This is a genomic window from Pseudomonas morbosilactucae (genome assembly GCF_023241665.1).
GTDB classification, from domain to species: domain Bacteria; phylum Pseudomonadota; class Gammaproteobacteria; order Pseudomonadales; family Pseudomonadaceae; genus Aquipseudomonas; species Aquipseudomonas morbosilactucae.
Map to the genome: position 1 here is coordinate 1 of NZ_JALQCX010000079.1, position 1,182 is coordinate 1,182.

The window sequence follows — 1,182 nt, forward strand, 5'->3', positions numbered from 1 at the left end:
CCCGGTGGGCAGTTGCAGCGGCGCCCGGGTGCCAAAGAAGCTGTCCGCCCAACTGCCCACAAAAACCTCCCCGTCACCCTGCTGCTGCCAGATGAAGTCGGGGATCTTGAACACACTGGCCAGGCTGTCCATGGCCAAGTAGCCGGTGGCCAGGCTGTAGAAGAACGGCGCTTTGACCCGGGCATAGGGTTGTGCCGGCACCCGGAAGCGTAAGCCGGTCTTGGTGCTGATCTCGGCCAGCACCGCCTGCAGGTCGACGTGGCGCAGGTTCAGCGGCAGCGGGTTGCCCAGGACGGCCGCCAGTTCGCGGCAGGCCAGGATCTGCTGGACGCCATTCGCCGCGGTCGATCGCTCCACGTAGCCGATGAAGTGCCGCTGCAGCGTTCGTTCGTTGTAGCCGATATCCAGCGTTACCAGGCCTTTGACCGGCGTGGTGGCCTGGATTGTGAACGTCGCCCGGCCGGGGCTTTTGCTGTCCAGGCGAACGTCTTCCTTGACCAAGTCATGGACTTGGCCACCGATCGTCAACACCTTGTGCAGCTTCAAGACGTGCCGCCCAGGTAGTCATCCACCTTTTTCAGGACCGACTCAAAGCCTCTCAGCTCCTGGCCAGCCTCGCCGCTGCCACCTTCGCCACCCACGCCTTGCCCGGGCGCCGATTGCGCGCTGACAGCATTGCCGGCGCGGCGCTTCTCGACCTTTTCCGGGTTCGACAACTTCTCCGACAAGGTGAACTGGACCAGCCAGGTCTTTAGCGAATCATCCTCCCGGGCGCTGACCCCTTCCGAGAACTGCGCCTCGCGCACCCCGAAGGCGGCGGCAGTGTCGTTGACTACCCGGTACATCTTGAGCTGGCCACCGCCGGCGGTGGCTTCTGCCAGGCGCATCAGGTCGCGCAATTGCACCTGGTCAACAAAGGGAATCATCAGCGTGACGGCCAGGGTCTTGGGCTTGAAGCCCTTGTGGGCCTTCTCGGTGTTGCTGGTCTGGCCTGACAGGTCGTCGCTTTCGATCCGCAGGTTGGCGGTGACCTTGAGGTTCTTGCCCCGGATCTGCTTACCATCGAGCAACAAGGTCATAGGCCCACCAATTCACGAACAAAACTCAGGCCCTGGTGCGATCCGACCAGGAGCACGCCGGCGGACAGCACCCATTCGTGCCCCGGGGCTTCGCCCTCCAACA

The 1,182-nt window shown here is 63.5% G+C and carries 2 protein-coding genes; both read right to left on the reverse strand.

The features are described from left to right. Nucleotides 1-546, reverse strand: a 546-nt coding sequence (locus M1B35_RS30385) for a hypothetical protein (RefSeq protein ID WP_268263900.1), incomplete at its 3' end; no start/stop codon positions are given. Then, nucleotides 543-1,079: a baseplate complex protein gene (locus tag M1B35_RS30390; protein WP_268263901.1), complete on the reverse strand. Its 537-nt coding sequence runs from the start codon at nt 1,077-1,079 to the stop codon at nt 543-545. The genes M1B35_RS30385 and M1B35_RS30390, both read right to left, overlap by 4 nt. Between the last annotated feature and the right edge of the window lie 103 nt (nt 1,080-1,182).

Excerpts from the sequence above, each read along its gene's own strand:
- M1B35_RS30390 (WP_268263901.1), bottom strand. The coding sequence starts at position 1,079 with ATGACCTTGTTGCTCGATGGTAAGCAGATCCGGGGCAAGAACCTCAAG.